The organism is Streptomyces silaceus (genome assembly GCF_001419745.1).
Classification (GTDB): Bacteria; Actinomycetota; Actinomycetes; order Streptomycetales; family Streptomycetaceae; genus Streptomyces; species Streptomyces silaceus.
In genome coordinates this window covers 1-1,860 of sequence record NZ_LIRJ01000602.1, presented here as the reverse complement: position 1 = coordinate 1,860, position 1,860 = coordinate 1, and the positions used below count along the sequence as shown (strand labels likewise).

The window sequence follows — 1,860 nt, the reverse complement described above, 5'->3', positions numbered from 1 at the left end:
ATGATCGGGCGTACGGGCGTGCGTCGTACGGAAGTTGTCCACGATCAGCAGGTCACCCGGGACCAGGTACACGGCCTCGCGTACTTCGTCCAGGGCCTTCGAGAGGACGGAGACGGCCTCGATGTCGGCGGCGTCCCGGGGCGCCAGCAACTCGCGGTCGTAGCCGAGGAACGGGTCCTCCGGGTCGCCGTAGAGGGGCTTGACGTCGGCTATCGCTCCCGGGTCGTCGACGCCCCCGCGGAAGGCGACGTCCACGCGGCAGGGCAGGGGCCTGTCGAAGAGGCGGGCGCGGACGTCGTCCGGGAGCAGCGGCAGCGCCTTGCGGACCGACCCGACGAGGGTGGCCGCCTCGCGCTCGTGGTCCGCCCGGGAGCAGGCGAGCATCACGTAGTTCGGCTGGCGCACGTGGTAGGCCATCTCCGTGTGGAACTCCAGCAGGGTCTCGGAGGTCTCGGAGGAGAGGTAGTGCGCACCGGGCGACGGATAGACGTCGTGGTACACGGTGGCGGAGCGCAGCTCGCGGTAGCCGGTGTGCAGGCCGAGGCGGCGGCCGACGAGGGCGAGCATGGCCTCCTGGTTCAGCAACGGCCGGTCCACGGGCGCGGGTGTGCTGTCGGGGGTGCGGGGCAGGGCGTCGTCGTCCTCCACCGGCAGGCCGCGCAGGAGCAGGTATCCGTCCTGGTTGCCGTCGGCGTTGAAGTCGTCCAGCGCCGCCGCCAAAGGGGTGGGGAGCGCGTCGGCGGCCGTGCGCGCCGCGTCCAGGAACCCATGGATGTCGGAACGGGGAATCCGCGGCAGCCGTCCGGCCGACGCCAGCAGGTCCGCGGCGTGCGCGGAGCAGTCGAGCACGGTCATGAGGAAGTCCTTTCTCGGGAGTGGGCGCGGGCGTACTGGTACAGCAGCTCCGCGCCGATTTCGGTGGCCAGGACGGAGGTGATGCCGCCGTGGTCGTACAGCGGCGACACCTCCATGACGTCGCATCCCACGGGCCGCAGATCACCGACGCCGCGCAGCAGGGCGAGCACCTCGCGCGAGGTGGGGCCGCCCGGGGCGGGCGTGCCGGTGCCCGGCGCGAACGCCGGGTCCACGACGTCGATGTCCACCGACACGTACACCGGCCCGTCACCGACGCGGGCGCGGACCAGCCGCTGGGCGCCCTCGGTGCCGAGCCGGCAGAACTCGTCGGAGGTGACGATCCGCACGCCGTGGCCACGGGCGTAGTCGAGTGAGTCGGGCCGCGGGTTGTGGCCGCGGATCCCGATCTGCACCATGCGCTCCGGGTCGACGAGCTTCTCTTCGATGGCGTGCCGGAAGGGCGTGCCGTGGTGGTACTCGCCGCCGTAGAAGGCGGGGTTGGTGTCGGAGTGCGCGTCCAGGTGCAGGACGGCGACCGGCCCGTGCCGGCCCGCGACGGCGCGCAGCGCGGGCAGCGTCAGCGAGTGGTCGCCGCCGAGCATGAGGAAGGCCGCGTTGTCGACGAGGAGAGCGCTGAGTCTCTCCTCGGCCGTGGCCATGGCGATGTGCATGTTGAACGGGGTCAGGTCGATGTCCCCCGCGTCGACGCAGTCGATCAGGTCGAAGGTGCCGGGCCCGCGGTCGATGCCCACGCCGTGGATGAGCCCGGACTCATTGCGCACGGCGCGTGGCCCGAAGCGCGCTCCGGGCCGGTAGCTCGTGCCGCCGTCGTAGGGGGCGCCGATGACCACGACGTCCTTGCCGTGGGGTGCCGGGTCGTGCGGCAGGCGCATGAACGTGGGGATCTGCGCGTAGCGCGGCGAGACCGTGGTGTCGATGCGTTCCACGGCGGTCCCTCCCTTCCTGTGCGGACCGTCGCCCAGCCGTGGGGCGGTGCGGTCGCGG

Annotated in this window: 2 protein-coding genes; both read right to left on the bottom strand. The window is 72.3% G+C overall.

Going from position 1 to position 1,860, the window contains the following annotated elements:
- Positions 1-855, bottom strand: an 855-nt coding sequence (gene cs1, locus AOK22_RS37470; protein ID WP_055703121.1) for a clavaminate synthase Cs1, incomplete at its 3' end; no start/stop codon positions are given.
- Positions 852-1,802: an agmatinase gene (speB, locus tag AOK22_RS37465; protein ID WP_055703122.1), complete on the bottom strand. Its 951-nt coding sequence runs from the start codon at positions 1,800-1,802 to the stop codon at positions 852-854. The genes cs1 and speB, both read right to left, overlap by 4 nt.
- Positions 1,803-1,860: the final 58 nt, after the last annotated feature.